The sequence below is a fragment of the Halalkalibacter alkaliphilus genome (assembly GCF_023555415.1).
Taxonomy (GTDB): Bacteria; Bacillota; Bacilli; order Bacillales; family Bacillaceae_D; genus Halalkalibacter; species Halalkalibacter alkaliphilus.
This window is the reverse complement of sequence record NZ_JAKRYL010000034.1, coordinates 1-25,983: the sequence shown is the minus strand read 5'-3', so window position 1 is coordinate 25,983 and position 25,983 is coordinate 1. Positions and strand designations below refer to the sequence as shown.

The 25,983-nt window shown below is 39.0% G+C and carries 31 protein-coding genes; 27 read left to right on the top strand and 4 right to left on the bottom strand.

All coding sequences use genetic code 11. From position 1 onward, the window contains the following. Positions 1 to 29 precede the first annotated feature (29 nt). From MF646_RS21260 to MF646_RS21245, 4 genes are all read left to right on the top strand, one after another. Positions 30 to 1,217 carry an NRAMP family divalent metal transporter gene (locus MF646_RS21260; RefSeq protein ID WP_250098521.1) on the top strand — a complete coding sequence of 396 codons (1,188 nt, stop codon included), beginning with the start codon at positions 30 to 32 and terminating at the stop codon, positions 1,215 to 1,217. A 12-nt stretch (positions 1,218 to 1,229) separates the two neighbouring features. Beyond that, positions 1,230 to 1,988 carry a LamB/YcsF family protein gene (locus tag MF646_RS21255; protein ID WP_250098509.1) on the top strand — a complete coding sequence of 253 codons (759 nt, stop codon included), beginning with the start codon at positions 1,230 to 1,232 and terminating at the stop codon, positions 1,986 to 1,988. 187 nt (positions 1,989 to 2,175) lie between these two features. After that, on the top strand, positions 2,176 to 2,694 hold the full coding sequence (locus tag MF646_RS21250; RefSeq protein WP_250098508.1) for a GNAT family N-acetyltransferase: 519 nt from the start codon (positions 2,176 to 2,178) through the stop codon (positions 2,692 to 2,694). Between the two features lie 152 nt (positions 2,695 to 2,846). After that, positions 2,847 to 3,335: an RDD family protein gene (locus MF646_RS21245; RefSeq protein WP_250098507.1), complete on the top strand. Its 489-nt coding sequence runs from the start codon at positions 2,847 to 2,849 to the stop codon at positions 3,333 to 3,335. A gap of 251 nt (positions 3,336 to 3,586) precedes the next feature. On the opposite strand, the gene MF646_RS21240 is transcribed toward MF646_RS21245, so the two are convergent. Continuing rightward, complete coding sequence (locus MF646_RS21240) at positions 3,587 to 3,895, bottom strand: winged helix-turn-helix transcriptional regulator (protein ID WP_250098506.1); 309 nt, start codon at positions 3,893 to 3,895, stop codon at positions 3,587 to 3,589. A gap of 276 nt (positions 3,896 to 4,171) precedes the next feature. Between MF646_RS21240 and MF646_RS21235 the strand changes: the two genes are divergently transcribed. Both MF646_RS21235 and MF646_RS21230 read left to right on the top strand, forming a co-directional pair. Continuing rightward, a complete protein-coding gene (locus MF646_RS21235; RefSeq protein ID WP_250098505.1) occupies positions 4,172 to 4,588 on the top strand; it encodes a universal stress protein in 417 nt (138 codons plus the stop codon). A 164-nt stretch (positions 4,589 to 4,752) separates the two neighbouring features. Beyond that, positions 4,753 to 4,893 (top strand): BH0509 family protein, encoded by a 141-nt coding sequence (locus tag MF646_RS21230; protein ID WP_250098504.1) that lies wholly within the window; start codon positions 4,753 to 4,755, stop codon positions 4,891 to 4,893. Between the two features lie 246 nt (positions 4,894 to 5,139). On the opposite strand, the gene mgtE is transcribed toward MF646_RS21230, so the two are convergent. Next, entirely contained in the window at positions 5,140 to 6,504 is a 1,365-nt protein-coding gene (mgtE, locus tag MF646_RS21225) for a magnesium transporter (protein ID WP_250098503.1), read from the bottom strand. Between the two features lie 325 nt (positions 6,505 to 6,829). Between mgtE and MF646_RS21220 the strand changes: the two genes are divergently transcribed. The 6 genes from MF646_RS21220 (at position 6,830) to MF646_RS21195 (ending at position 13,073) form a co-directional block, all read left to right on the top strand. Then, positions 6,830 to 7,888: an ABC transporter ATP-binding protein gene (locus MF646_RS21220; protein WP_250098502.1), complete on the top strand. Its 1,059-nt coding sequence runs from the start codon at positions 6,830 to 6,832 to the stop codon at positions 7,886 to 7,888. A 181-nt stretch (positions 7,889 to 8,069) separates the two neighbouring features. Then, the gene (locus MF646_RS21215) at positions 8,070 to 9,188 is read left to right on the top strand and encodes an extracellular solute-binding protein (RefSeq protein ID WP_250098501.1); all 1,119 of its coding nucleotides are present in this window, start codon (positions 8,070 to 8,072) and stop codon (positions 9,186 to 9,188) included. A gap of 44 nt (positions 9,189 to 9,232) precedes the next feature. Continuing rightward, positions 9,233 to 10,918, top strand: coding sequence for an ABC transporter permease (locus MF646_RS21210; RefSeq protein WP_250098500.1), 1,686 nt, complete (start codon positions 9,233 to 9,235; stop codon positions 10,916 to 10,918). A 144-nt stretch (positions 10,919 to 11,062) separates the two neighbouring features. Then, positions 11,063 to 11,386, top strand: coding sequence for a DUF2325 domain-containing protein (locus MF646_RS21205; protein WP_250098499.1), 324 nt, complete (start codon positions 11,063 to 11,065; stop codon positions 11,384 to 11,386). 9 nt (positions 11,387 to 11,395) lie between these two features. Beyond that, positions 11,396 to 11,980: a hypothetical protein gene (locus tag MF646_RS21200; RefSeq protein WP_250098498.1), complete on the top strand. Its 585-nt coding sequence runs from the start codon at positions 11,396 to 11,398 to the stop codon at positions 11,978 to 11,980. Between the two features lie 205 nt (positions 11,981 to 12,185). Next, positions 12,186 to 13,073 carry a metal ABC transporter substrate-binding protein gene (locus MF646_RS21195; protein ID WP_250098497.1) on the top strand — a complete coding sequence of 296 codons (888 nt, stop codon included), beginning with the start codon at positions 12,186 to 12,188 and terminating at the stop codon, positions 13,071 to 13,073. Between the two features lie 56 nt (positions 13,074 to 13,129). Here the strand turns inward: MF646_RS21195 and MF646_RS21190 are convergent, their stop codons facing one another. Next, positions 13,130 to 13,879 (bottom strand): rhomboid family intramembrane serine protease, encoded by a 750-nt coding sequence (locus MF646_RS21190; RefSeq protein WP_250098496.1) that lies wholly within the window; start codon positions 13,877 to 13,879, stop codon positions 13,130 to 13,132. Positions 13,880 to 14,027: 148 nt separating this feature from the next. On the opposite strand from MF646_RS21190, the gene acpS reads away from it, so the two are divergent. The 14 genes from acpS to MF646_RS21120 all read left to right on the top strand — a co-directional run bounded on the left by acpS (position 14,028) and on the right by MF646_RS21120 (position 25,110). Next, positions 14,028 to 14,390: a holo-ACP synthase gene (gene acpS, locus MF646_RS21185; RefSeq protein WP_250098495.1), complete on the top strand. Its 363-nt coding sequence runs from the start codon at positions 14,028 to 14,030 to the stop codon at positions 14,388 to 14,390. A 220-nt stretch (positions 14,391 to 14,610) separates the two neighbouring features. After that, the gene (locus MF646_RS21180; RefSeq protein ID WP_250098494.1) at positions 14,611 to 15,621 is read left to right on the top strand and encodes a LolA family protein; all 1,011 of its coding nucleotides are present in this window, start codon (positions 14,611 to 14,613) and stop codon (positions 15,619 to 15,621) included. A gap of 106 nt (positions 15,622 to 15,727) precedes the next feature. Continuing rightward, on the top strand, positions 15,728 to 16,861 hold the full coding sequence (gene alr / locus MF646_RS21175; protein ID WP_250098493.1) for an alanine racemase: 1,134 nt from the start codon (positions 15,728 to 15,730) through the stop codon (positions 16,859 to 16,861). A gap of 189 nt (positions 16,862 to 17,050) precedes the next feature. Then, positions 17,051 to 17,335: a CopG family ribbon-helix-helix protein gene (locus MF646_RS21170; RefSeq protein WP_034631317.1), complete on the top strand. Its 285-nt coding sequence runs from the start codon at positions 17,051 to 17,053 to the stop codon at positions 17,333 to 17,335. Positions 17,336 to 17,338: 3 nt separating this feature from the next. Next, complete coding sequence (locus MF646_RS21165; RefSeq protein ID WP_034631315.1) at positions 17,339 to 17,689, top strand: type II toxin-antitoxin system PemK/MazF family toxin; 351 nt, start codon at positions 17,339 to 17,341, stop codon at positions 17,687 to 17,689. 154 nt (positions 17,690 to 17,843) lie between these two features. Next, the gene (locus MF646_RS21160; RefSeq protein ID WP_250098492.1) at positions 17,844 to 18,662 is read left to right on the top strand and encodes an RsbT co-antagonist protein RsbRA; all 819 of its coding nucleotides are present in this window, start codon (positions 17,844 to 17,846) and stop codon (positions 18,660 to 18,662) included. A gap of 15 nt (positions 18,663 to 18,677) precedes the next feature. Further along, a complete protein-coding gene (locus tag MF646_RS21155; protein WP_250098491.1) occupies positions 18,678 to 19,034 on the top strand; it encodes an STAS domain-containing protein in 357 nt (118 codons plus the stop codon). Positions 19,035 to 19,036: 2 nt separating this feature from the next. After that, the gene (locus MF646_RS21150) at positions 19,037 to 19,450 is read left to right on the top strand and encodes an anti-sigma regulatory factor (RefSeq protein WP_250098490.1); all 414 of its coding nucleotides are present in this window, start codon (positions 19,037 to 19,039) and stop codon (positions 19,448 to 19,450) included. 54 nt (positions 19,451 to 19,504) lie between these two features. Continuing rightward, positions 19,505 to 20,518 (top strand): PP2C family protein-serine/threonine phosphatase, encoded by a 1,014-nt coding sequence (locus MF646_RS21145; protein WP_338035525.1) that lies wholly within the window; start codon positions 19,505 to 19,507, stop codon positions 20,516 to 20,518. Between the two features lie 56 nt (positions 20,519 to 20,574). Then, positions 20,575 to 20,898 (top strand): STAS domain-containing protein, encoded by a 324-nt coding sequence (locus MF646_RS21140; RefSeq protein ID WP_250098489.1) that lies wholly within the window; start codon positions 20,575 to 20,577, stop codon positions 20,896 to 20,898. Beyond that, the gene (gene rsbW / locus MF646_RS21135) at positions 20,895 to 21,380 is read left to right on the top strand and encodes an anti-sigma B factor RsbW (protein ID WP_250098488.1); all 486 of its coding nucleotides are present in this window, start codon (positions 20,895 to 20,897) and stop codon (positions 21,378 to 21,380) included. The genes MF646_RS21140 and rsbW overlap by 4 nt, the downstream gene beginning before the upstream one ends. Continuing rightward, the gene (sigB, locus tag MF646_RS21130; RefSeq protein ID WP_250098487.1) at positions 21,343 to 22,128 is read left to right on the top strand and encodes an RNA polymerase sigma factor SigB; all 786 of its coding nucleotides are present in this window, start codon (positions 21,343 to 21,345) and stop codon (positions 22,126 to 22,128) included. The genes rsbW and sigB overlap by 38 nt, the downstream gene beginning before the upstream one ends. Further along, the gene (locus MF646_RS21125) at positions 22,128 to 22,727 is read left to right on the top strand and encodes a SpoIIE family protein phosphatase (RefSeq protein WP_250098486.1); all 600 of its coding nucleotides are present in this window, start codon (positions 22,128 to 22,130) and stop codon (positions 22,725 to 22,727) included. Before sigB ends, MF646_RS21125 begins: the two co-directional genes overlap by 1 nt. Positions 22,728 to 22,926: 199 nt before the next feature. After that, positions 22,927 to 25,110 (top strand): Tex family protein, encoded by a 2,184-nt coding sequence (locus MF646_RS21120; RefSeq protein WP_250098485.1) that lies wholly within the window; start codon positions 22,927 to 22,929, stop codon positions 25,108 to 25,110. Between the two features lie 62 nt (positions 25,111 to 25,172). Here the strand turns inward: MF646_RS21120 and cmpA are convergent, their stop codons facing one another. Beyond that, on the bottom strand, positions 25,173 to 25,289 hold the full coding sequence (gene cmpA, locus MF646_RS21115) for a cortex morphogenetic protein CmpA (protein ID WP_250098484.1): 117 nt from the start codon (positions 25,287 to 25,289) through the stop codon (positions 25,173 to 25,175). Between the two features lie 106 nt (positions 25,290 to 25,395). On the opposite strand from cmpA, the gene MF646_RS21110 reads away from it, so the two are divergent. Then, positions 25,396 to 25,845 (top strand): SprT family protein, encoded by a 450-nt coding sequence (locus MF646_RS21110; protein ID WP_250098519.1) that lies wholly within the window; start codon positions 25,396 to 25,398, stop codon positions 25,843 to 25,845. Positions 25,846 to 25,983: the final 138 nt, after the last annotated feature.

Sequence of the window (25,983 nt, the reverse complement as noted above, 5' to 3'; positions counted from 1 at the left end):
ATCATCAAAGATCACTTCAAAATGAACAAATGACACCGAAAGAAAGATTAAGTGCTATGACCGGCGCGGCTTTTTTAATGGCAACATCAGCAATAGGTCCAGGCTTTTTAACACAAACAGCTGTTTTTACAGAACAGTTATTAGCAAGCTTTGGCTTTGTTATATTGGCATCGGTTCTCTTAGATATCGGGGCACAAATTAACATATGGAGAATCATTGCCGTATCAAAAATGCGCGGTCAAGAAATAGCAAATGCAGTCCTCCCAGGTCTCGGGTATGTCGTTGCTTTTTTTATCGTCCTAGGTGGACTTGCCTTTAATATTGGTAACGTAGCTGGTGGAGGTCTTGGAGTCAATGCTCTGTTAGGGCTTGATACGACAGTTGGTGCCGTTATGACAGGGGTTATTTGTATCTTTATCTTTTTATTAAAAGAAGCCAATATGGCAATGGATAAAATCGTACGCTATTTAGGGGCCTTGATGATTTTGTTAACAGCTTATGTCATGTTTGTTAGTGCTCCGCCTTACTCAGAAGCAGCCTTGCGGACATTTGTCCCGATAGAAGTTGACTTTTTAGCGATTATTACAATCGTTGGAGGGACAGTTGGTGGCTATATTACATTTGCTGGTGGTCACCGGCTATTAGATGCTGGAATAACAGGGCGTGAGAATTTGCGCTATGTTACGAATACAGCAGTAACAGGAATTGTTGTAGCTTCTATTATGAGGGTCATTTTATTTTTGGCTATCCTCGGGGTGGTGTCGGCGGGATTTGCTTTAAATCCAGATAATCCAACGGCATCTGTCTTTCAAATCGCAGCAGGCGAAGTGGGCTATCGAATTTTTGGTCTAGTATTATGGTTTGCTGGAATCACATCCGTGATTGGTGCAGCCTATACATCCGTATCGTTTTTAACAACGTTTCATCCAAGTATTGAAAGAAACAAAAACTATTGGACGGTAGGGTTTATAGTCTTTTCTACAACCGTCTTTGCACTAATTGGGCGACCGGTTGCCTTACTATTATTGGCTGGTGCATTTAATGGGTTAATTTTGCCACTTACACTTGGGTGTATATTATTAGCGGCTCATCGTGTAAGCATTGTAGGGGAGTATAAACATCCGGTTTGGATGACCGTTTTTGGTGCGATTGTTGTTGTGTTAACTGCCTATCTTGGTATTCGTACGCTGACGGAAATGATTCCACAACTTTTTTAATGGGGGATTTTAATGAGGAGAGTAGATGTAAACTGTGATTTAGGAGAAAGTTTTGGTGCATATACAATTGGTCAAGATGAAAAAATATTAGACCAAGTTACCTCGGCAAATGTTGCTTGCGGGTTTCATGCTGGTGACCATAATGTGATGGCTAAAACGGTAAAAATGGCTGCAGCCAAAGGAGTGAAAATTGGTGCTCATCCGGGTTTCCCAGATTTATTAGGCTTTGGCAGGCGACTAATTGAAACGAATCCAGAGGATATTTACAATTTTGTTGTTTATCAAATTAGTGCATTGAAAGGCTTCTGTGATATTGAAGGTGTTAGGATGCAGCATGTGAAACCGCACGGGGCTTTATTTAACCTAGCAGCTACTGACGGTGCCGTTGCTGAGGCTATTGCAAAGGCCGTGTATGATGTTGACCGTAATCTAGTATTATTCGGCTTATCTTGTAGTGAGCTAATAAAAGCTGGAACGAACATTGGATTAAGAGTGGCCAATGAAGTGTTTGCTGATAGGACGTACCAAGCAAATGGAACGTTAACACCGCGAACACACGAGCATGCCCTCATACACGACGTGCGCCTAGCAATTGAGCAAGTTGTGATGATGATTAAATCTGGCAAAGTTAGAGCGGTAGACGGTACGATCGTTCCTATTCAAGCAGATACAATTTGTGTTCATGGGGACGGAGAAAAAGCTCTTGAGTTTACTCAAGAGCTGAGAAGGGCGTTGCAAGTAGAAGGGATTTCGATAAGATCCATTTTATAATAGAAAGCATATGGTGACTCCTACAAATGGTGGGGTCACTTTTTTTGTAGTACAAAATGAGAGGGAAAAGACTGAAAGAAATGGAATGATACTATGTGGTTTGATTCTTGCTGTAATTATAAAAAGAGCGTTGCTAAGTATATAGTTTATAAAGCTGATTCATTTAGGAAAGTGGGTGGGGACGGACATGGAAATAGAATTAGTACCTCTATCATTGGATTATGCTGAGCAATTACTTAAGTTTGAACTGGAAAACAGATCGTTCTTTGAGGAAATGGTACCTGGAAGAGGAGATCACTATTACAAAAGGGAAAAATTTTTAACTTTTTTAACTGAATTAGTAGTGGAGTATGAAAAGGGAGAGGGGCAATATTACTTAATTTTATCAGGAAGTAACACAATTTTAGGTCGAATCAATCTTTTTAATGTCAAAGAGGAGCCGTTTTTCACCGCTGACATGGGATACCGTATTGGTAAAAAGTACGTAAGAAACGGACTTGCCTCTACAAGTGTCGAAATGATTATGACATTATTAAAGGAGAAGTATGAAATTATGGAAATTAATGCAAAAACAACGTGTCACAATCACGGATCGAAAAGAATTTTAGAGAAGAATGGTTTTGTGTTGCGTGAAGTTGAAATAGGTGGAGCTAAGCTGAAGGATGAAACGTATGATTTTCTTACCTATAGCTGGAGTAATTTATAAAAGGGAAAGCTTTTCTACGGTAATGGTTAATTATATTTAAATTATGGAATATGTTTTTTAAAAGGGGGATAAAAGACAAATAATTTTGAATGTTTTAGAAATATATGGTAAAATTCATTGGGTCTCTAATTACTTTCGGAGGAGAGGAATAGATGATTGCTGAACAAAAGGGGAATCAGTGGGTTCAACGTTTATTAAATGAAGAACAAAGAGCGAGTGGGTGGTTTCGTTTAGCAGCGGGGTTTTTTGACTTTATTTTCTTATCTCTTATTCTCATTACAACTAGTGCGATTACAACATTTTGGATGATCGTACAATCGGAGGCACCTTCAGACAATATCGTATTTATCCGTAAGTATATGTGGGAGAACGAATTTCATTTGTATCTTATAAATTGGACCGTTATCGTTATTGTTTTTTTAATGATTCATGTTCTTTATGCTTTCAAAGGAAAACGAACAATTGGAATGAAAATAGTTGATTTATATGTTTATAATGAGGACGCAGAAAAGCCAAGTGGTGTACAATTTTTTTGTCGAGAGATGTTAAAATATCTATTATTTCCTTTTTTTCTTATGTCATTTGGCAGGAAAAGACGGACATTATATGATAAGTGGACAAAGACGTATTTGGTAAAGTGAGAGCATTGCTTCAAGGCGTCGAGGCTGTAACCAAAGGTCAAAAAAGCAGACCTTTGGATGAGGGCACTGAAAAAGTCCTTTTTAGCGGATTCGAGGAAGCAGCAATGGCTCCACACGTTGCGCGCCTGCTATGAGAAACCCACTCATAACAGGCTTTAAGACAAAGCAACGGTTCCGCTCATTGCTTAAAGACCACTGAAAAAGGTCAAAACCGTACCTTTTTCAGTGGCCTCCTTTGGTTACAGCCTTTTTTATGTCCATTTCTCGCTCCAAGTTTGAATTGATTCAATGACTGGCTCAAGTGCAAGACCTTTCTCTGTTAAGGAGTATTCAATCCGCACAGGCTTCTCGGGAAAGACGCTTCTAGTTACAATAGATTGCTGTTCTAGCTCTTTCATTCGCTCAGTCAATATTCGATCACTCATATCTGGTATTTGTGCTTTTATATCTTTAAACCGTTTTGGTCCATCTAGTAGAACTCGAATAATAAGCCCAGTCCACCTTTTTCCTAATAACTCGATTGCATGCTCGTATTTGGGGCACATTTGGCTGTAATCCATTAGTATCACCTCAATATATTTAGTTTACCATAAGGCTTTTGTAGAGAAAATATAGTCAAAATTCTTAAAGAGGTCAAACTTGACACATGGAAGGCATGGGATGAAAATGCTAACTCCATGTCCGACACTTTAAGTTACCTTTGTTAGAATTTCTTTATTTAGCAGTAATGACACACCACTTCTTTGTGTATGGATAAAATATAGGGAAAATAGCTCTATTGCATAGGTACTGAAAAAGGACGGTTTTCCTTTCAGTACCCTCTAAGGAGGGGGTTCATGTTTACTAAGATGATTGTGGCGTTGGATGGGTCTGAGCAATCCATTAGAGCAGCCGAAAGAGCAATTGACTTGGCTAAGATAAGTGGGGCGTATACGTATGTTGTCTATGTGGTTGATGGGACTACCTCAAAGGCGGATGTATTACAATCATGGAACTCCTTAGGAATTGCTGAAAAACGTAAACAGAAATTTAAATCTGTAGAAGCGAGTGCAAAAAAAGAAGGCATTGATTATGAAGTGCGGATTTTGCGCGGCGAACCAGCTTCTACATTAGTCGATTTTTCAGTGGAGATTGATGCAGATTTAATTGTCATTGGAAGTCGGGGGTTGAATCAGTTTCAGCAAATGATCCTCGGTAGCGTTAGTCATAAAGTAGTGAAGAGAGCAGCTTGTCCAGTGTTAATTATTAAATAGGCAGAATAGGGATGCTAAATGTATTTGGCATTCCTATTCATTTGGCAAATAAGAAAAATAAAAAAATGGGCTTTTTTTCTGAAAATTCCGTTGACGTTTTTGATCCCTCTGTTATATAATACAATTAAGTTAAATAAATTGTATTACTACAGGAGGCGATTTAAATGAGCAGACAAGAAAGAGAGAACATGATCCAGTTTTTAAATAAGGTTCAAGGGTTAACAGAAAGAAAGTTAATGATGATGACAGATGAGGATATTGAGCACTTATATACAAGAGCATATCTTCTTCACGAGAAAGTGTAAGTGTTTACGCCACCTTTCATTCTTTGTTCATAACAGTGTTAAGCGTACCTCGCCCAAAATGTAGTATACTAACTAGCAAGAGCAAAGCTAAAGGTGGTCTGTTATGAGAATGTCAAATAAAAAACTGTTTCTGCTGATCTCAATTATTGTATTATTGTATGGAATTGGTTATTGGGTCATTGGGGATATGTTAACAAGATAGAAGAGGCTGTCTCAAACGATCTTTGAGACAGCCTCGTATTTTTTTTATAATCCTGATAATTGTGTTAAGAATGCTGTAGCTATGCCGAAATAAATGATTAAAGAGAAAATATCATTTAAAGTCGTAATAAGTGGACCGGACGCAACAGCTGGATCGACTCCAACGCGATATAACGTTAATGGAATGATGGTTCCTGCTAAGGTCCCAACAATTAATGTAATTAATAGAGAGGTTCCAACAACAAACCCTAGAGTTAAACTACCAATCCAAAAGTAAGCTATTAAGAAAATAAGTACTCCACAAGTTAAGCCAATAATGATTCCGACCCGCAGCTCCCGGAAAATTAATTTAATAACTGTTTTTCGGTCGGTGTCATTTGTTATAATTCCTCGAACGACAACTGCTAAAGATTGTGTACCTGTATTACCAGTCATTCCCGCAATCATGGGCATAAAGAAGATCAGTGCCACTACTTGTTCAAGAGTTTCTTCAAACCCACTAATAATACTTCCGGAAACAAGTCCAATAAACAATAACAATACCAACCATGGAAGTCGACGAATAGAAGCTGTTACAGCCTTTGTATGAAAGTCAATATCCTTTCCGGTAGCTGATAGCTTTTCGATGTCTTCATTGGCTTCTTGGATGACAACGTCAATGGCATCGTCGACAGTGATAATCCCTTTTAAAACGTTGTGGTCGTCGACAACGGGTACAGCGATAAAATCATATCGTTCAATCGTCTGTGCGACTTCTTCTTGATCATCATCAACGTGAACCGAAACAACACGAGTAAACATTAAATCTTCAATAATATCGTTAATGTCAGCAATTAATAAATCGCGATAGGAAACTACGCCAACAAGTTTATCTTCATCATTAATTACATAAAGATAGTAAATGTTCTCCGAAAAGCTAGCATATTCCTTTAGTTTATCTACAGCTTGTCTTACGGTTTGATCCGCGTGGATCCAAATGAACTGATTGGTCATAATTCCACCAGCTGTATCTGCTGGATAACTCATTAATGATTGAATCGTCTTAGAATCTTCATTCTTCATAATATCTAGAAACTCTTGGATTTTATCGATAGACAGTTCATTTAATAAGTCAGCAAGATCGTCATTATCCATATGATCCATTACTTTCGAGGAACGTTCAACCCCGAGTTTATGTAATATCTCAATTTGCATGTCGTACTCAAGTTCTTGTATTAATGCGGCAATTTGAGAGGGCGTTAAAAATGTTAAAAATTTATGATGGTGCTTCTCTGGCAATCCTTTATAAAGTTGTGCAAAGTCATAAGGGTGCAACTCATCAAGCAGTTCCTGTAGGGCACCACGCTTTGCTTCCTTCATATATTTAATCACTAATACTAACAATTGATCTTCCGTCATATTTGCAATCATCTCATCACCTCGCTAAGTGTACTTAATAACTTTACAAAAAAAGGAGAAATAAGTACAACTTCTTTTGAAAAAAATTTAGAAACAAGCTACTGGTTGATGCTATTTTATCGTCTGTACTAAGATTTTAATACTTATGTAAATAGAGACATGAACAGATCGGACATAAATGCATTTCTTCGTTAATAATGAAGAGTATGCATTAGCGTGGATGCTCTTTTTCATACTAATATAGTAGGAATAAGCGTTGACGCTTTCGAAATACATGTGATAAACTTAATTTAAATTGATATTCATTCTCAGGTTGGACATAAATGGGGAGGTACATATGAGCTTTATTCAATTAAAACAACTGACAAAGTTGTACAAGAAAACGGAAACACCAGCTGTTGACACGATAAACTTAGATATTGAAAAAGGCGAAATTATCACACTCCTAGGTCCAAGTGGGTGTGGGAAGACAACCACTCTTCGAATGATCGCTGGTTTTGAACAGCCGACAAGTGGTTCGATTACAATTGATCATAATGAAGTATATAGTGATAGAACGTACCTTCCTCCTGAAAAAAGAGGAATTGGTATGGTGTTTCAAGACTATGCATTGTTTCCTCATCTTACAATTGAGAAAAATGTAACGTTCGGTTTAAATAAATGGAGCAATCGAGCAAAGAAAGAAAGAGCACAAGAAGTTTTAGAATTAGTTGGTTTAGCAGAGTATGGAAAACGTTATCCAAATGAACTTTCAGGTGGACAACAGCAACGTGTAGCTTTAGCTAGAGCCCTTGCCCCAAAACCTCATGTTGTTCTAATGGATGAACCGTTTAGTAATTTAGATGCTGGACTGCGTGAACGCATGCGTTATGACGTTACCGTTATTTTACGGAAGGCGAACACAACGGCTATTATCGTTACTCATGATCAAAAAGATGCATTTGCAGTTTCCGATCGTGTTGTTGTTATGAATCAAGGTGTCATTCAACAAATTGCCTCTCCTCGTGAGATGTATCGTTGTCCTAAAAACTGCTTCGTTGCTCAATTTGTAGGAAAGACAAATTTATTAGAAGGTACACTATGTTCAGATTTAAAGCATGTTGATACGTATATTGGGCGTGTTTCATTACCAACACAAAGTGAGAAATTACTGGAAGATGTACGTGTTTCGATTCGTCCGGAAGGTTGTCGTTTAGCAGAAAATGGCCGGTACTCAGGGACGGTTAAGCGCGTTACGTATGGTGGTGAATATCAAGAGGTTGAAGTTCGACTAGGCGACCAACATGAAGCATCTCAGCCTATGGTTGTGTATGCTCCAATCGAACAGGATATTGAAATTGGCTCAGTAGTTTCCTTTGATATAAAGGCTGAATTAGTCGCGCTTGTTGAAGCGTAAAATTAAGGGCTTTTAAAGTATACAAATACTTTAAGAGCTCTATTTTTTTATCGTTGATATTTTCAGAAAAATGATGTTGACAATGATTATCAATTGCACTATACTACATATTGTGGGTGGGAGTGATAATGAATATCATTACACGTTCCGAAAAATACATATACATACAGGGGGAGCAGAAATGAACAAAGCTTTAAAGATTTTCTTGTTTGGAATATTAGCCATGTCGCTTTTTGTTGTGGCAGCATGCGGAGGCACGAATGATGCAGCTGAGGAGCCAGCAGAAGATGCGGCTGAAGAAACAGAAGAGCAGACAGGTGAAGAAACGGAAGAAGTAGTGGAACTAGATGGACAACTTGTAGTATACTCAGCACGTAACGAAAACTTTGTACAGCCATTACTTGATAAATTTTCTGAAGAAACTGGCATTGAAGTGTTAGCATTACACGGGGCAGATCCTCTTCAGCTACAAGAGGAAGCAGGAAATGTTCAAGCAGATGTATTTATTTCAAATGACCTAGGTGCTTTGGAATTCTTAAATCAACAAGGATTGCTTCAAGGATTTGATCCTGAAGGTGTCGAGTCAATTGACGAGCAATACCGTGCTGATGATAATGCATGGATCGCTCTATCGGCTAGAGCACGTGGTTTCATTTATAATAAAGATATGATTACAGAAGAAGAAATGCCAAAAAGCATGGAAGATTTATTTGATGCAAAATGGGCAGATGTTGAAAATGGATATGCAATCACTCGTGGCGGTAACGGCGGTATGATCGGAAACGTATCTGCACTACGTTATGAGTGGGGCGATGAGAAGACTGCTGAATGGATTGAAGCTATTAAAGAAAATGCAGCAGGTATCTTTGAAGGTCATGGTGATATTCGTCGTGCAGTAGGTGCGGGTGAGCACGCATTCGGATTAGTTAACAACTATTACTATCACCAACAATTAGAAGAGCCAGCTGATAACAATGTAGGTTTCATTTACGCTGACCAAGGTGAAGATCAAATGGGAGCAATTGCAAACGCTGCGGGTGTAGGTCTAGTGAATGGTGGTCCAAATGAAGCAAACGCAAAAGCATTTATCGAGTGGGTATTAGAGACAGAAAACCAGCTTGCATTTGTTGGTGAGTCATTAGAACTACCAATCAACCCAGAATTAGACCCACCTTACGAAGCTGCGATTAGCTTTAGTGAGTTAAAAATTCAAGACATGCCTTTAAAAGAACTTGGGAACTATTTTGAGGATACAAAGGCTCTTATTGAAGATTCCGGTTTAGATTTAGAACTTAAATAAATAAATAAATAAATAAAGCGTTAATCTTTTTGGGAGAGGGCAGCATGGATAACAATCGTGAAAATGACAACCAATTGAATAATGATTCTAGTGCTAAGGTTGGGGATAAGTATACCCCAACCCTTCTCCGTTTTTTTCGGAAAACATGGTTTAACACGTGGCAGGGGAACCCGCCAGGTCCTATCCTATTGCTATTTGGACTAGTAGTAGCACTTATTATGTCAGTGCCGATAATTTACGTGATTTGGCGCTCGCTCTTTGCGGGAGTCGATCGGTGGATGCGTCTATTAGACGGGAGAATTCCGCAGTTATTATGGAATACGTTTTCACTAACAGCTGCTGTGACGGTATGTGCAATCGCTATTGGGGTATCCTTAGCGTGGATTGTCATCCGGACTGATTTACCAGGGAGAAAGATGTGGCAGTGGGTTCTTGCTTTGCCACTTGTCATTCCACCATATGTAGGTGCTGTTACCTATATCATTGTTTTTGGCCCAAGTGGTTGGGCGAGAAATTTTTGGCGAGATAGTCCTTGGTTAGTGAATACGTTCGGTGATTATCCGTTAAATATATATTCCTTTTGGGGTGTATTCTTCGTTTTAACGATGTTTACGTATCCATATGTCTTCTTGATTGCTAGTGCTTCCTTACGTAAAATGAATCGAAATTTTGAAGAAGTAGCACGTTCGCAAGGGATGAGTACAGCCAAAATATTTTGGAAAGTGAATTTACCTTTCTTACGCCCTGCGATTGGGGCAGGAGCCATATTAATTTCACTTTATGTTCTGTCTGACTTCGGAGCGATCGCGATGCTTCGTTACGTCACATTTACAGCCGCAATCTACTTTCAAAGAGCTAGTTTCGATACAGCTTCTGCGTCTGTCTTAAGTCTAGTGTTAATTCTACTTACCATTATTATTCTCTGGATTGAGGCAAGAACAAGAAAGAAAAATAAGTACTATCAAACAACGAACACGTTTAGAGAACCTGATATTTTACCTCTAGGTAAGTGGAAACCACTTGCGGTCTTCTATGTGGGGCTAGTATTTGTTTTGTCTATTCTACTGCCGATCATTGTTCTTGTGTATTGGTCTATTATTGGAATTGGTATGGGGGCCTTAGATGACCGTTTCTTCGGATTTGCGTGGAACAGTATTAAGGTTTCGGGTTTTGCTGCTATCTTATGTATGTTGCTTGCAATGCCAATTATTTATTTAAAGTCCCGCTATCCTTCTTTTATCTCAAGTGGAATTGATAAATTGAGCTATGCAGGATATGCGCTGCCTGGTGTTATTGTCGGGTTAGGGATGATTTTTATCTTTAATAATCATATACCTGCTTTATACAATACGTTTTATATGATTGCTCTTGCTTTTGTTGTCCGGTTCTTGCCGCAAGCAATGCAGGCTGGGGAGGCTTCCTTAAGTCTTGTTTCTCCAAGAATTGATGAGGCAGCTCGTAGTTTAGGGTATCCCCCTTGGAAAGTCATGTTCAAAGTTATTCTTCCATCGATCATGCCTGGTGTGTTAGCAGGTGGTGCACTTGTATTTGTAAGCTCTATTAAAGAGCTTCCGGCAACGTTAATGCTGAGACCTCCTGGATTTGACACATTAGCCGTACGAGTTTACTTTGAAGCAACCGAAGCAATCTATCATTTAGCGGCGCCTGCTGCTCTATTGATTATTCTTGTTTCCATTATTCCATTACGTTATTTATTGAAGAAATATTAATTTGAAGCACGCCAAACTCTACTAAGTTTGGTGTGCTTTTTTCGTTTTTCGAAAATTTAGTTCATTTTCCCGAAATGTGTTGACAATGAGAATCAATTTCAATTATTATAATGATAACAATTCTCAACAAAAGGGGTGTTAGTGATGTCTTCGTTGTTAATAGTAGGGGCTGACCGGTTAGGATCGATTCCGAAAAAGTTAGAAGAGATAGGCTTTAATGAAATTATTCATGTAAGTGGTCGAAAGGTTCAAATGGTGAAAAAAGAGATTCCTTCTCATATTGACTTGGTGCTGGTGTTAACAGATTTTATCAATCACAATTTAACTGGTGTCCTAAAAAAGAAAGCGACAGAACAAGATATTCCTATCTGTTATGCGAAACGTTCATGGTGTTCTATTTATCAAGCAATTGGAAAGTGTGATTATGGCTGTGAGAATGAAAGATCATGCCACCTTCGAAGGAATTGAAAACGAAATATGAGTATAGGTAATCAAATAAATATGGTTCAGCACAGTCATCTAAATGAAGCTTTCCTGAATTGTCCTTATGAATATTATGACCATGAATTTCGAAAAGTAGCTGTTGAATATAACTGGAAACAAGCTGTCCAAAGTACAGTTAATGAGATTGTTAGAGCTTATGTTGTCACGCCCAAATTAATGAGGTCGAACGTTTACATTCTTCGGTTAATTAGTGATTATTGGGCTAGGTTAGATCGGGACATCTTTCATTCAATCCAGCAGTTCCTCTCGATATCAGCTGTTGTGGTTGATCACTTACTAAGTTTCTTAATCAATAATAAGGAATCCTTTCATACTTGTAATGAGTCGTTTAAACATTGTGCTATTGATTATGTTACCACTCATGAGGTGGGACATCATCAAGAAGCTATTGTTTTGGAAAAAATGCTGTTAGAGGTAGATGAGCATTTATTGCATACGTATTATGATGTAGCGAAGCGATATTATTATGAAAAAAATGGGCATTTGCCAAATCAAATTGAAGTTATTGATTTATTCAATGCTAAAAGGTATGTACATTTTCCAAAATTGAATGGTTGAAACGAATAAAGATACATACATTATTAAAATGCAGTGTGGGGGTTGTGCTAAAAGGTAAAAGTCTTTTAGCACAACCCCTTTATTTAGTTCGTTGCCCAGTTGAGGAGTTTTGATTTAACGAAAAAGAAAAGTACCACAAATAGGAACAAAAAGTTGCCCCTATGCATATCTTTGGTAAGGAACCAAGTGTAGGGGAGGAAGCAACATGAAGAAGTCAATATTATTGTTTATAACAGTAATGACGGGAATGGTTTTGGCTGCTTGCGGGGGGGCTGAAGAACAGGAAAATGACAAACTACAGGTTGTAACAAGTTTCTCGATATTAGGTGATTTGGCAGAGCAAGTAGCAGGTGACCGTGCCAATGTTGAATACTTAGTGCCAATTGGTGAAGAGCCGCATGAATATGAAGCGGTACCTAGTGATTTCCGAAAAGTAAGTGATGCGGACGTCTTTTATGTGAACGGATTTGGATTAGAAGAATGGTTAGAGCGCCTTGTTCAAAATACAGGAGATGTTTCCATTGTTTCTGTTTCAGATGGAGTGACTCCTCTACCGATTGCTGGTGAAGAAGGTGAAGATCCGCATGCTTGGTTAGATGTAACCAATGTTATTACGTACGTAGAGAATATTCGTGATGACTTAATTGAACGTGACCCGGAAGGAACCGAGGAATATCAAGCAAACGCAGAAGCCTATATTCAAGAGTTAGAGGAGCTCCATGCTTGGATTCAAGCAGAAGTGGAAAGAATCGATGAACGTGTTATCGCCGTGAGTGAAAATGCCTTTCAATATTTTGGAGAGCAATACGGTTTTGAGACATATGGAATTTGGGAATTAAACTCTCATGAAGAAGGAACACCGGGGCAAATTGCAGCTCTTGTTGATATTGTAAAAGATCGTAACCTTCCTGCAGTATTTGTGGAAACAACCGTTGATTCTCGTTACATGGAAACAGTAGCTCGTGATGCAGGGGTAGACATTGCTGGAGAAGTGTATACAGACGCTGTTGGGCTTGAAGGTAGTGGTGCAGAAACCTATATTAAGATGATGGAGCATAATGTTAATACATTTGTTTCAGGGTTAAAAAGATAGAAGAAAAGAGGGTGAATCCATTCATTTGGAGTCATCCTCTTTTCTTTAACTATAATTTATAAAAAGCGACCTAATATACCGAAAATAACAAGGATACCAAACCCAATCCAAATCGCTTGTTTTATACGTTTGCTGTTCACTCTTTTTTTCTGCCACCTATTCGGGTCAAATACTGGCTCGCTCGGGTCAGAGAAAACGCGTTGTCCCGCATAAAAAGGCCTTGCGCCGATGAGAAAGAGTGGAGCAAGCGCAGCTCCAGCTATTAGGCCAAATAAATGAGCTAGTATATTGATGTTTGGATTCACAAACGTCATCACTAACCCGATGACAATAATCGTCAAAACAAGTTGTGAATTCATTCGATCAATTAAGTCTTTGCGGTTAATGACAAGATAGACATACATTCCAAGCAACCCGAAAATAGCTCCAGACGCACCTAAGTGAGGTGGATATGTTAGGCCACCAAGGTAAAACGTAGCTATGTTGGCTATAATACCAGTTATGAGATAGACAAGGATGAATTTTATTTTTCCTAGCATTCTTTCAAGAGCAGGACCGAAAATAACGAGCGAAAAGGAGTTGAAAATGACATGGCCAGCTCCGATATGCATGAAAATGGGAGTGAGCAGGCGCCAATATTCACCGTTTGCGATAGCTAGGTTGTAACCAATCCCTAAAGCGCGGATGTAGTTTCCGAAAGGGAGAAAGTTCATCCAAACAAATAGAATAAGATGAATTGCTACAAGGATTGTAATAACGGGATATTGACGTCTAAAAGAGTAGAAGCTTTCATTTCGGATAAACATAATACGTCCTCCTTTGATATCTGCTATTATAACAGAAAAAGTAAAGATAGCTTAAATGAAAGGGTTTGAGCTGTTCGACTTACATAGGTTTTATGTAAGCCTATGTATAGTGGACAAAGGAGATGCTTACATAAGGTGGGGGTTTGTTGTGATTATTGGAACTGGAATTGATATTGTGGAGTTAGATCGAATAGAAAACATAGTGAAACGTCAACCGCGTTTTGTAGAGCGAATTTTAACGGATAACGAAAAAAGATTTTTTGAAACATACTCAAAAACGCGGAAGATTGAATTTTTAGCTGGAAGATTTGCAGCAAAAGAGGCATTTGTAAAAGCAATGGGAACGGGAATTTCAAAAAGTTATAGTTGGCACGATATTGAAATTTTGAAGGAGGAAAGTGGAAAGCCAACCTTAGTTGTAGCAGGGCTTCAAAGCTACATTCACCTTTCTATTTCTCATAGTAGAAATTATGCTGTTGCTCAAGTAATTATTGAAAGCTCGTCAAGCTAGTCTGCATATTGCTCAAGGTTGTCTCATATAGTTGTAGTGCGAATAGAAGAGGTAAACATTCAAGTTAGGTCAATTTCCACATGAAGTTCCTAGTTTTCTTTGACTCGCTAAGTATACCAGTCGTATTTACCGAGGAACGAAACGGGGCACACAGCATGAAGTAAGCCGTCTCTTGAATGCATTCGCTCTCTTCTTTCAAATGAGACAAAGGGGTGAAAGCATGAAAAAAGCAATCTGGTTCGCTACACTAGGGTTACTACTATCTATGATACTCGTAGGTTGCGGCGAAAAAACACAAGAAGACATTATGACAGATTTAGACGAGAAGTTGGAGGAAATGACTGGGTACAAAGCAAAGTCTACGATGACTTTAGAAACAGGAAAGGATCAACAAACATATGAAGTGGATGTTTGGCATCAAAAGAAGAGCTATTATCGTGTAGCTCTAGAAAATCAAAATAAAGACCAAAGCCAAATTATCCTACGTAATGATGATGGGGTTTTCGTGTTGACACCCGCTTTAAACAAAAGTTTCCGTTTCCAAAGCGATTGGCCGACAAACAGCAGTCAAGTATACCTATATGAATCCCTTATCCAAGATATTTTGATGGACCCAGAGCGATCTTTCCAAGCTGATGAGGATTACTATGTGTTCCAAACGAATACAAACTATCAAAATAAGAATTTAAATACTCAAGAAATTAAGTTAAATAAAAAGGATTTATCTCCTGCTCAGGTGAAGATTATGAATGCAGATCTTGAAGTCCTTGTTCAACTTGATTTTACAAACTTTGAATGGAATGCAAGTTTCAATGAAGGCGATTTCGACATGGAGCGTAATATGACAGGTGCTCAAATGACTGAGGAACCAGCAATGGCAGAACCGTTAGAGCCAATGACTGTTTATTATCCAATGTATACGCCAGACGGGACTCAGTTCAACGCTGCGCAAAATATTCAGTCAGAAAACGGTGAACGTGTCGTACTTCAATATAGTGGTGAACAGCCATTTACGTTGATCCAAGAGCAAAGTCAAGTCGTGCCTGCTTCAACGCCAATGAACGTAAGCCAAGGTGAGCCAGTCGATCTTGGATTTACAATTGGTGTCATGACAAGTGAGTCATTACAATGGTCTTACAATGGTGTTGATTTCTTCCTTGCTTCTGAAAACTTAAGTCAAGAAGAAATGATGTCAATTGCAAGCTCTGTGTATGGCACAGAAGAGAAATAATTTGGTTAAGACTCAGCAATTAGCTGGGTCTTTTCTTTTGCTCTTAGCTTTATGGTAAAATAAAACGAAAATTAGAGAAAAAGGATGTAGTATGGGAGGAGAAGCGATGAGTCATACGTATTATCGCGATACTTGGGCAGAGATTGATTTAAGTGCCATTGCTCATAACGTATCTTCGATTAAGGAGCTTTACATGGATAGAAATGTTCAAGTAATGGCTGTCGTAAAGGCAAATGGGTATGGGCATGGTGCTGTTGAGGTGGCCAAGACGGCTTTAGAGTCGGGAGCGACGTACTTAGCAGTAGCTCTGTTAGATGAAGCACTGGCACTCAGAGAAGCTGGAATAGAAGCTCCTATTCTTGTACTAGGCCGAATCAGACCAATAGATGTTCAAGTAGCAGCCAAGCTTAATGTTATGATTACCGTATTTCAAGCTGAATGGTTGAATGAAGCTAAGCAATTTCTTCATGAAGGTGAACATATCCAATTACATGTGAAGTTTGATACGGGTATGGGAAGGATCGGTCTTCGAACGAAAGAGGAAGCAACATCACTTTTTCAAGTTGTCTTAGAACATGAGCAGTTTGAATTAATTGGGATTTATACTCATTATGCTACAGCTGATGAAGTAGATCTGACCTATGTAAATAAACAACATGAGCGTTTTAAGGAGATGCTTGGCTGGGTAGAGGAATGGGGGATTCGTGTACCGCTTATTCATAGTGGGAACAGTGCAGCAGGAATGCGGTTTCCAGATAAGATGTTTACCTTATTTCGTTTAGGGATTTCAATGTATGGATTGACTCCGTCACCAGAGATTACAGAAAAGCTTCCTGTTACGTTAAAGCCAGCTTTCTCATTAAAGAGCCGCCTTGTTCAGGTGAAGGAATTACCTCCTGGGGAATCGATTAGTTACGGGGCGACATATAAAACGAAAGAACATGAGTGGATTGGAACGATTCCAATTGGATATGCCGATGGCTGGTTAAGGTATCATAGTACGTCAGGAGGGGTAGTATTAGTTAATGGAGAAAGAGTTCCCTTTGTTGGCCGTATTTGTATGGATCAATGTATGGTCAAGCTACCAAAAAAAGTGGAAACGGGAACCGTCGTAACATTGATTGGTGAAGATGGAAATGATAAAATAACAATGGATGAAGTTGCCGCTAGGCTCGGAACAATTAATTATGAAATTCCATGTATAATTGGACCAAGGGTTCCAAGGGTATATGTGAAATAGTTTGAAATTGGATAATAATAAAAGAGTTTCTAAGATGGAATCGTAAAAACAGAAAAAGAAAGACTAATGGGTCTTTGCATTTTGATCTAGCTAGTGCTATGATTAATGTTAGAGATAAATTAGGAACTACGGTTTTTTTATGTAATGTACATGTAAGGATAAAAGGTTAATGGTGGATGCTGGGGGTGGATGTTTGTGTCAGAGCAAAACACAAAGCGCATTGTAATTAATTTGCCACAACATTTGTTGAACGAGGTGGACGGTGTGATCAAAAAAGAGAACGTCAATCGTAGTGAATTTATTTCACAAGCTACAAAGATGTATCTTCGCGAACGTAAGAAGCGTCAAATTCGTGAGACTATGCAACAAGGTTACATGGAAATGGCGAAAATTAACCTAAATATTGCATCAGAATCTTTTCTTGCCGAGGAGGAAGCAGAGAATACCCTCGATCGCTTAGTGAGTGGGGTGTAGCCTTTGATTGTAAAACGAGGCGACGTATACTTTGCGGATCTTTCACCTGTTGTTGGTTCAGAACAAGGAGGAGTTCGTCCTGTACTCGTCATACAAAATGATATTGGCAATCGTTTCAGCCCGACCGTAATCGTTGCTGCAATTACTGCGCAAATTCAGAAGGCGAAATTACCGACCCATGTTGAAATCAATGCCAAGCGTTATGGTTTTGATCGAGATTCCGTCATTTTATTAGAGCAAGTACGAACAATTGACAAGCAAAGATTAACTGATAAGATCACACATCTAGATGATGACATGATGAATCGTGTGAACGATGCTCTATTCATTAGTTTAGGACTTATTGATTTTTAAAAGGGAAGCCTCGTATTCGTACGAGGTTTTTTTGTTCTTTGCTTTAGTTAAACGAAATATGAACAAATATGTAATTATTTCTAGACAATTATCTTTGCAACTCGTTTTTTCTCGTGGAATAATAAAGGTTAAGGATGTTACAGGAGGCTTCGAAATGCAACCATATATTATTTCTTTGCTTAATAATCAAAGAGATGCAGTGTTAGAGCAATGGAAAAAAGAATTGGAACTTGTTAGAACAAAAAATTACTTAACTTCAATTTCTGATGATGTCTATGAAAATATGAATCAAGAATTTATGCATTTTATTATAAGTCAGGTTACAGCAGAGCAAGAGGAGGCGAAGGGACAGCTTAGTTCATTCGCAGAAAAGTATATTCAGGCTGGTTGGCCGCTTTCTTATTTCACACAAGGACTCCAAGCGTTCCGGCGAGTTCTTTTAGCTTTTCTTTCTGAACTTGAATCAGATGTACAAGCGCTGTTGTCAACGTTCAGTGATCTTGAAGAATGGATTGACGGGATCGTTAATCAACTCGTCCATGACTACACAGGGAATTGGGAAGATATTATTGAAATGCAGAAGCTTTCTTTGCTTGAGCTGTCTGCACCTTTAATTCCGGTAATGGAAGATGTAACTGTTATGCCACTTATAGGAACAATTGACACGGCGAGGGCAAAGCTTATTATGGAGAACTTGTTAGAAGGGGTTATTGAACACCGTAGTCAAGTAGTCTTAATTGATATAACGGGTGTTCCAGTTGTTGATACAATGGTTGCGCACCATATTATACAAGCATCTGAAGCTGTGAGGTTAGTTGGGGCAACTTGTATTTTAGTTGGGATTAGGCCAGAAATTGCTCAGACAATTGTCAATCTAGGGATCGACTTAAGTAAATTCCCAACGAAGAGTACGTTGAAAAAAGGAATTGAGACAGCATTAGAATTAACAAACAAAAAATTGATTGATTTGTAAGTTGGAGGGAATACGATGAGAATTCCTATTTTAAAGCTACATCAATATTTATTAATAAGTATCCAAGTAGAGCTTGATGATCAGACGGCACTGCAATTTCAAGAAGACCTTCTTAATAAAATCCATACTGAAGGGTCTCTTGGAGTTGTGATTGACTTAACTTCAGTTGACATGATTGATTCGTTTATTGCAAAAGTACTTGGAGATGTAGTAGATATGTCTAGTTTGATGGGAGCGAAAGTTGTGTTAACAGGAATACAGCCTGCTGTAGCAATTACGCTTATCGACATGGGTATAAAACTTGATGATGTTCAAACTGCACTAGATTTAGAACAAGGGTTAACGAAGTTGCAGCAAGAATTGGAGGGGTGAGGATGAAAACCCAATCCTGTGTTGAAGTAAAAAATGAGTGGGGGATTGTTGCGGCTAGGCAAGCGGGTCGGTCCTTATCAAAAGAGATTGGTTTCGGAAGTGTAGATCAGGCCCGAATCACGACAGCTATTTCAGAGCTCTCCCGTAATATCTACCTTTATGCTAAACGTGGTGAAATCTGTTTGGAAGTTGTGGAAAAGCCATCAAAAATCGGTGTCAAAAAAGGGCTTAGAATTATTGCTCAAGATCAAGGGCCGGGGATTCCTGATATTAGACAAGTGATGGTTGATGGCTTTACGACTTCTGGTGGGATGGGGGCGGGCTTGCCTGGAGTAAAGAGGTTGATGGATGAATTTACTATTGATTCTGAAGCTGGGGAAGGTACGGTTATTAAAGCTACGAAGTGGTTAAGGTAAGGTTATTTGTTGGACTGACCTTTTTCTAATGCTGTAAAAAAGGGGGGGGCTTTTGTGAAAGAGACTGTTCAGAATTTAGAGGAAACGTATAAACATATATTGAAAATGTTCTTACATCAAAAAAGTGAGCATGGATTGTACGAAGCTCAACAATTTAGCAAAGTACTTCTTGAGCATCAGGTTTCTCCGGAAGAGTTAATTAGTGTTCACCGTGAAGTGTTAGAGGAATTGTTCCCGACGATAGCTGAGGAAGTTCTTGATTCCTTAGATTTGTTGCTTGAAGTCATGATGGGGTATGGTATGGCTTATCGTGAACATCAAAGCCTGCGTGATCGCCAGCTAGAATTGGAATCTGAAATTGAGGTAGCGGCTAATATGCAGCAAACACTGCTGCCGAAGGAGATACCAAGTATAGGTTCTCTTGATATTGGTGTAATTAGTGTCCCGGCTGCTAAGATGAGTGGCGATTATTATCACTATATTATGGGCGATAATCAAAGTGTAGGTGTTGCAATCGCTGATATCATCGGAAAGGGAGTGCCGGCTGCGCTTTGTATGTCGATGATTAAGTATGCCATGGACAGCTTACCTGAACAACGCTTGCAACCTGCAGCGCTTCTAGAAAATTTAAATCGTGTTGTTGAACAAAATATAGATGACAATATGTTTATTACAATGATGTATGGATCTTATGATTCTCGTACACATGAATTCCATTACTCGGGAGCGGGTCATGAACCTGGATTCTTTTACTTTGCAAAGCACGACCAATTCGAAGAGCTTTTTGCAAAAGGTATAGCTCTTGGTGTGTCGCGGGATGCGAAATTTAGAGAATATAGTAGGAAGATTGAAATCGGTGATTTCATCGTTTTCTTATCTGATGGTGTGACTGAGAGTCGAATTGGCGATCGCTTTGTTGATCGTGAAGAAATCATTGGGTTAATTCGGAACTACATGCATTTGTCCGCACAAGAAGTGGTGGAGAGTGTTTATTATGAATTAGCAAAATTACAAGATTTTCAATTAAAAGATGATTTTACGTTAATGATTATTCGAAGAGAAGTTTAAGGTCTATAAAAATGTGGTATATACTCTTTAGCAGCAGTTAGGAAGGGGATATCGTTATGAATTTATCTATACGTTGTGAAAATAAAGCAGACGTTGTTGTACTTTATGTAGCAGGTGAAATTGATGCGTATACAGCACCGAAACTGCGTGAAGAACTAATTCCGCTAGCAGAAAAAGGTAACAATGTGAAAGTTGACCTTTCGGACGTACAATATATTGATAGTACAGGCTTAGGGGTTTTTATAGGAGCGTTAAAAGCTACAGATGCTAATAACTCTCGCCTTACTCTTGTAGGAATGTCTCAAAGAGTCCAAAGGCTGTTTACGATTACGGGATTGGATGAAGTGATGGCAATTGAAGAAGGGGAGGGTTCAAAATGAATCAACATGAGGCAGACCACATCCTTATGAGCGTACCTGCCAAGCCGGAATATGTAGGAGTAATCCGTTTGACTGTTTCTGGAATTGCCAATCGAGCTGGATTCACCTATGACGATATAGAAGATATGAAGATTGCGGTTGCGGAAGCATGTACCAACGTCGTCAACCATGCATATGAAGAAAGTGGAATGATGAATGTCTCTTTTTTGTTGTATGAGAATCGGATGGAAATTATTGTTGCAGATAGTGGGCAAAGCTTTGATGTAGCAAAAGCAAAAGATCACTTAGGTCCAGTAGATGCTAGTCGACCAGTAGGAGATTTAAAAGAAGGTGGACTAGGATTATTCCTAATTAGTACGCTGATGGACAAAATAGAAATCAATGATGAGTCAGGTATAGTGCTTGTTATGACGAAGTTCCTTCATGGGGATGAGGTGGAACAGGATGTCGGTGGAATCCAACAGACACAACCAGAACAATGAACGGGTCTATGAGTGGATCGAACACTATCAGCATCATGGTGACGAGGAATCTCAGTTAAAGCTCGTGCGACATTACGAAGCTCTTGTTCGTTCGTTGTCACGTAAGTTTTCTAAAGGACGAGAATACGAGGAAGACATGTTTCAAGTGGGGATGGTTGGGTTACTAGCCGCATTAAAAAGATACGATCCGCAAGTGGGTAAAAGCTTTGAGTCTTTTGCTGTGCCGACGATCGTAGGAGAAATAAAGCGTTTTATACGAGATAAAACGTGGAGTGTCCATGTCCCTAGGAGGATTAAAGAGTTAGGCCCAAAAATAAAGAGTGCGGTTGAGGCACTTACGGCTGAGTTACAAAGGTCGCCTTTAGTTCAAGAATTAGCTGATTACTTAGGTGTTACAGAAGAAGAAATTCTCGAAACGATGGAAATGGGAAAAAGTTATAAAGCGTTATCAGTTGATCGTTCCCTTGAAGCTGATCAAGAGGGCGGCGAGGTTACGTTATTAGATTTGGTTGGAAATGTTGATTCTGGCTATGACGAAGCCGATCAAAAATTAGTAATAGAGAAGGCGTTTAGTGTCTTGGAGGAGCGGGAGAAGCAAATCTTGATCTGTACGTATTTTGAAAATTATAGTCAGAAGGAAACAGGAGAGAAGCTAGGGATGTCTCAAATGCATGTGTCACGTTTGCAACGAAGAGCGCTCGAGAAATTACGTGAGTCAATTAAAATTGAACCTTCGGAGATTTTATAATGGTGACGATCTACCAAGATGACAAGCTTGAAGTGGCTGTATTTGAACAAGCGAAGCAGGGGAATGCTTGCAGTGGTGATGCGCATACAGTCATTCACCGGTCAGATTATGCTGTATGTGCGGTTATTGATGGTTTAGGTAGTGGAGAAGGGGCTCTCCAATCCGCTACAACGGCTTTGGGAGTAGTCGAGGCTCATCATCACAAGTCTGTTGAACAGATAGTGGAGTTGTGTAACGATTCACTGAGTAACCAACGAGGGGCAGTCTTGACTGTTATTAAAGTTGACTATAAGAGGAAAGAGGTTCGTTACTGTAACTTTGGGAATGTTGGTTTTATTATGTATTTGCCTGATGGAAGAACAATTCAGCCTATCCCAGCTAGAGGGTACCTGTCTGGTAAGAAGCGACCATTAGATGAGAGCAGCTTCCTTTACATGAAAGATAGTATCTTTTTGCTATATTCTGATGGCGTAAAAAAAAGGCCGATGAAAGAAAAGTTAATGAAACTCACGTCTCCTAAAGCGATCTCAGATACATTCGTCTCAAATGATTGTTTTGCTTCAGACGATGTAACGTTGCTTGTAGGAAAACTTCATTAAAGAGAGATTCAAGGCTAATTCCTCCTGCTATGTAGGTGCTTGTTTGAAAGCAGAGTGGTATGGTTGGTTGCGGATCTCTCTTTTTGTATGTAATTATATTTAGTTAATATCATTAAAGTGGTTTTAGGTATGTTCCTAGAAGGATGGAACAAACTTATGCTATCATAAATTAACATATTCTATTTGATGAGGTGTTTGAATGAATGAGACAAAGCAAAATGAAACGATTCAAATAATAGCTAAAGAACTAAATGTAAAATCATCATACATAGAACAATTAATTAAGTTGGTTGAAGAAGGGAATACAGTCCCTTTTATAGCGCGCTATCGAAAGGAAATGACTGGAGGGTTAGATGAAGTTCAAATTCGTACAATTGTAGAAAAGTGGGAGTATGCTAACCAATTAGCAAACCGCCAAGGTGAAGTGATCCGGTTAATTGATGAACAAGGTAAATTGACAGATGAGTTACGTGTAAAAATTCAAGCGGCAAAAAAATTGCAAGAGGTAGAAGATTTATATCGTCCTTTTAAACAAAAACGGAGAACAAGAGCGACGGTTGCGAAGGAAAAGGGGCTTGAGCCGTTTGCTCTCTGGCTGCAATCATTTCCAAAAACCGGTTCAGTAGAAGAAGAAGCGACTAAGTACTTATCGGAGGAACATGAATTAACTTCTGTTGATGATGTTATTTCAGGGGCTAAAGATATTATAGCTGAGTCGGTATCTGATGATGCTGAAATACGTAAAGCGATTCGGTTAATGGGTTTTAAAGATGGGAAAATGAAAACGACCTTGAAGGATAAAGAGGCGGATGAAAAACAAGTATTTGAAATGTATTACGAATATGAAGAAGCTATTAAGTCGATTGTTCCTCACCGCATTCTAGCGATGAATAGAGGGGAAAAGGAAGGGATCCTTCGTGTGTCGCTGGTCTTCCCTGTTGATCGAATTATAAATGAAACGAAGCGTAAATTGGTTCGACACCCTAATTCGCCTACGGCTATAGTTGTAGGGGAAGCGATTGAGGATGGCTATAAACGTTTAATTGAGCCGTCGATTGAACGAGATATCCGTAATGAGTTAACGGAAAAAGCAGAGGAGCAGGCGATTCATATTTTTGCAGAAAACTTGCGCCATTTATTACTGCAGCCGCCGATGAAGGATAAAACGGTGTTAGGTGTCGATCCTGCTTACCGGACAGGCTGTAAACTAGCGGTTGTTGATGCAACCGGAAAAGTTCTAGATATCTCTGTTATTTATCCAACGCCGCCTCGCAGTGAAACAGCAAAGGCAACTGAAGTTGTGAAACGTTTTATTGAAAAATATGACGTTGAAATGATTGCGATTGGAAATGGGACAGCCTCTCGTGAGACAGAGCAGTTTATAGCTGATGTTATGAAAGAGCTGACCAAGCCTGTTTATTATCTCATTGTAAATGAAGCTGGAGCGAGCGTATATTCGGCCTCTGAATTAGGGAGAGAAGAGTTTCCAGACCTCCAAGTAGAAGAGAGGAGTGCAGCGTCGATTGCGCGTAGGCTCCAAGATCCGTTAGCTGAACTAGTGAAAATTGACCCGAAATCAGTAGGTGTTGGTCAATATCAACATGATGTATCACAAAAGCGATTAAATGAATCATTAACTTTTGTTGTTGAGACTGTTGTTAACCAAGTAGGTGTAAATGTAAATACAGCCTCAGTCTCCTTGTTACAGTATGTCGCAGGGTTGTCTAAAGCAGTTGCAACAAACATTGTAAAACGCAGAGACGAAGAAGGGCGTTTTACAAATCGAAAACAACTGAAAAAGATTCCACGCCTTGGGGCGAAAACGTATGAACAAGCGATCGGTTTCTTAAGAGTACAAGATGGTGATCAGCCGTTAGATTCCACTGCCATTCACCCGGAAAGCTACAAAGAAACTGAAAAATTATTAGCATATATTCAGGCTACAGTAGATGAGATTGGAACGGAAAAGGTTAAAGAGCAATTGCAAGCGATTGATTTAGAAAAGTTAGCTTCGGAGCTTGAAGTCGGGGTGCCGACGTTAAAAGATATTGTTGATAGCTTGATCCGACCATCAAGAGATCCTCGTGATGAAGTGGCGAAGCCGTTATTGAAGCAAGATGTCTTGAAGATGGAAGACTTACAAGCTGGAATGGAACTTCAAGGGACTGTGCGCAATGTAGTAGACTTTGGTGCGTTTGTGGATATTGGAGTGAAACAGGACGGACTTGTTCATATTTCAAAGATGACTAATCGTTTTATTAAACACCCATTAGAAGTTGTTGCAGTAGGAGAAATTGTTACTGTATGGGTAGAACAAGTTGATGTTCAAAAAGGAAGGGTTTCATTAACGATGAAGCAACCAGAAGTACAGCACGTATCATAATAGAAAAAAGGTGACATATGAAGGGTAACCCATCTGTCACCTTTTTTCATACAGCATATTAATTAAAACTCAGTCTTTTTTTCTTTGTAATAGAACCAACATTGGTTTAGGACTTTGATTTGGTAACGGTCCTTTTCTAGGTACGCACGCTGTAATTGTTGTCTTAGCCATGCTGGCATAAGCAACCAACTCCTTAACAACTTACTCTGTTTGGATTATTATATGAAGGAGGGTTTGTCAAAGTTGAGGGATTGGTGAAGATTTATGAAGAAAAGACAAGAAGTGATGACAGAAAAAGAACTGCAGAGACTAGTTGAGCATGTTTCTTTAGAGAACTTTGGGTGGCCGTTCAAGCATAGAGCGTCGTTTAATAATCGATTAAGGACAACAGGAGGAAGATATTTACTGAGAAGTCATAACATTGAGATTAACCCAAAACAGCTTTTGTATTTTGGGGAAGAGACTCTTGTTGGTATTATTAAGCATGAATTGTGTCATTACCATCTGCATTTACAAGGGAGAGGTTACCAGCATCGTGATCAAGATTTTAAAAGGCTGATGGAAAAAGTGGGGGCTCCAAGATTTTGTGAAGTAGTACCAGGGACAGTCAGAACATCGATTGCCATTCATCGTTATCAATGTGAAAACTGCAGCCTTGTGTATAAGAGGAAAAGAAAACTGGATGTTCGTAAATATGTATGTGGAAAGTGTAAAGGAAAACTTAAAAAAATATAAAATAGAGTATTGCAAATCAATCTATCTCTGTGATATATTATAGAAGTCGCTGAACGAGGCGGTAAAAAAATAAAGTTGACATGAAAAAGATATTGTATTAAAATATCTAAAGTCGGCAACAATGTTCCACAGTAGCTC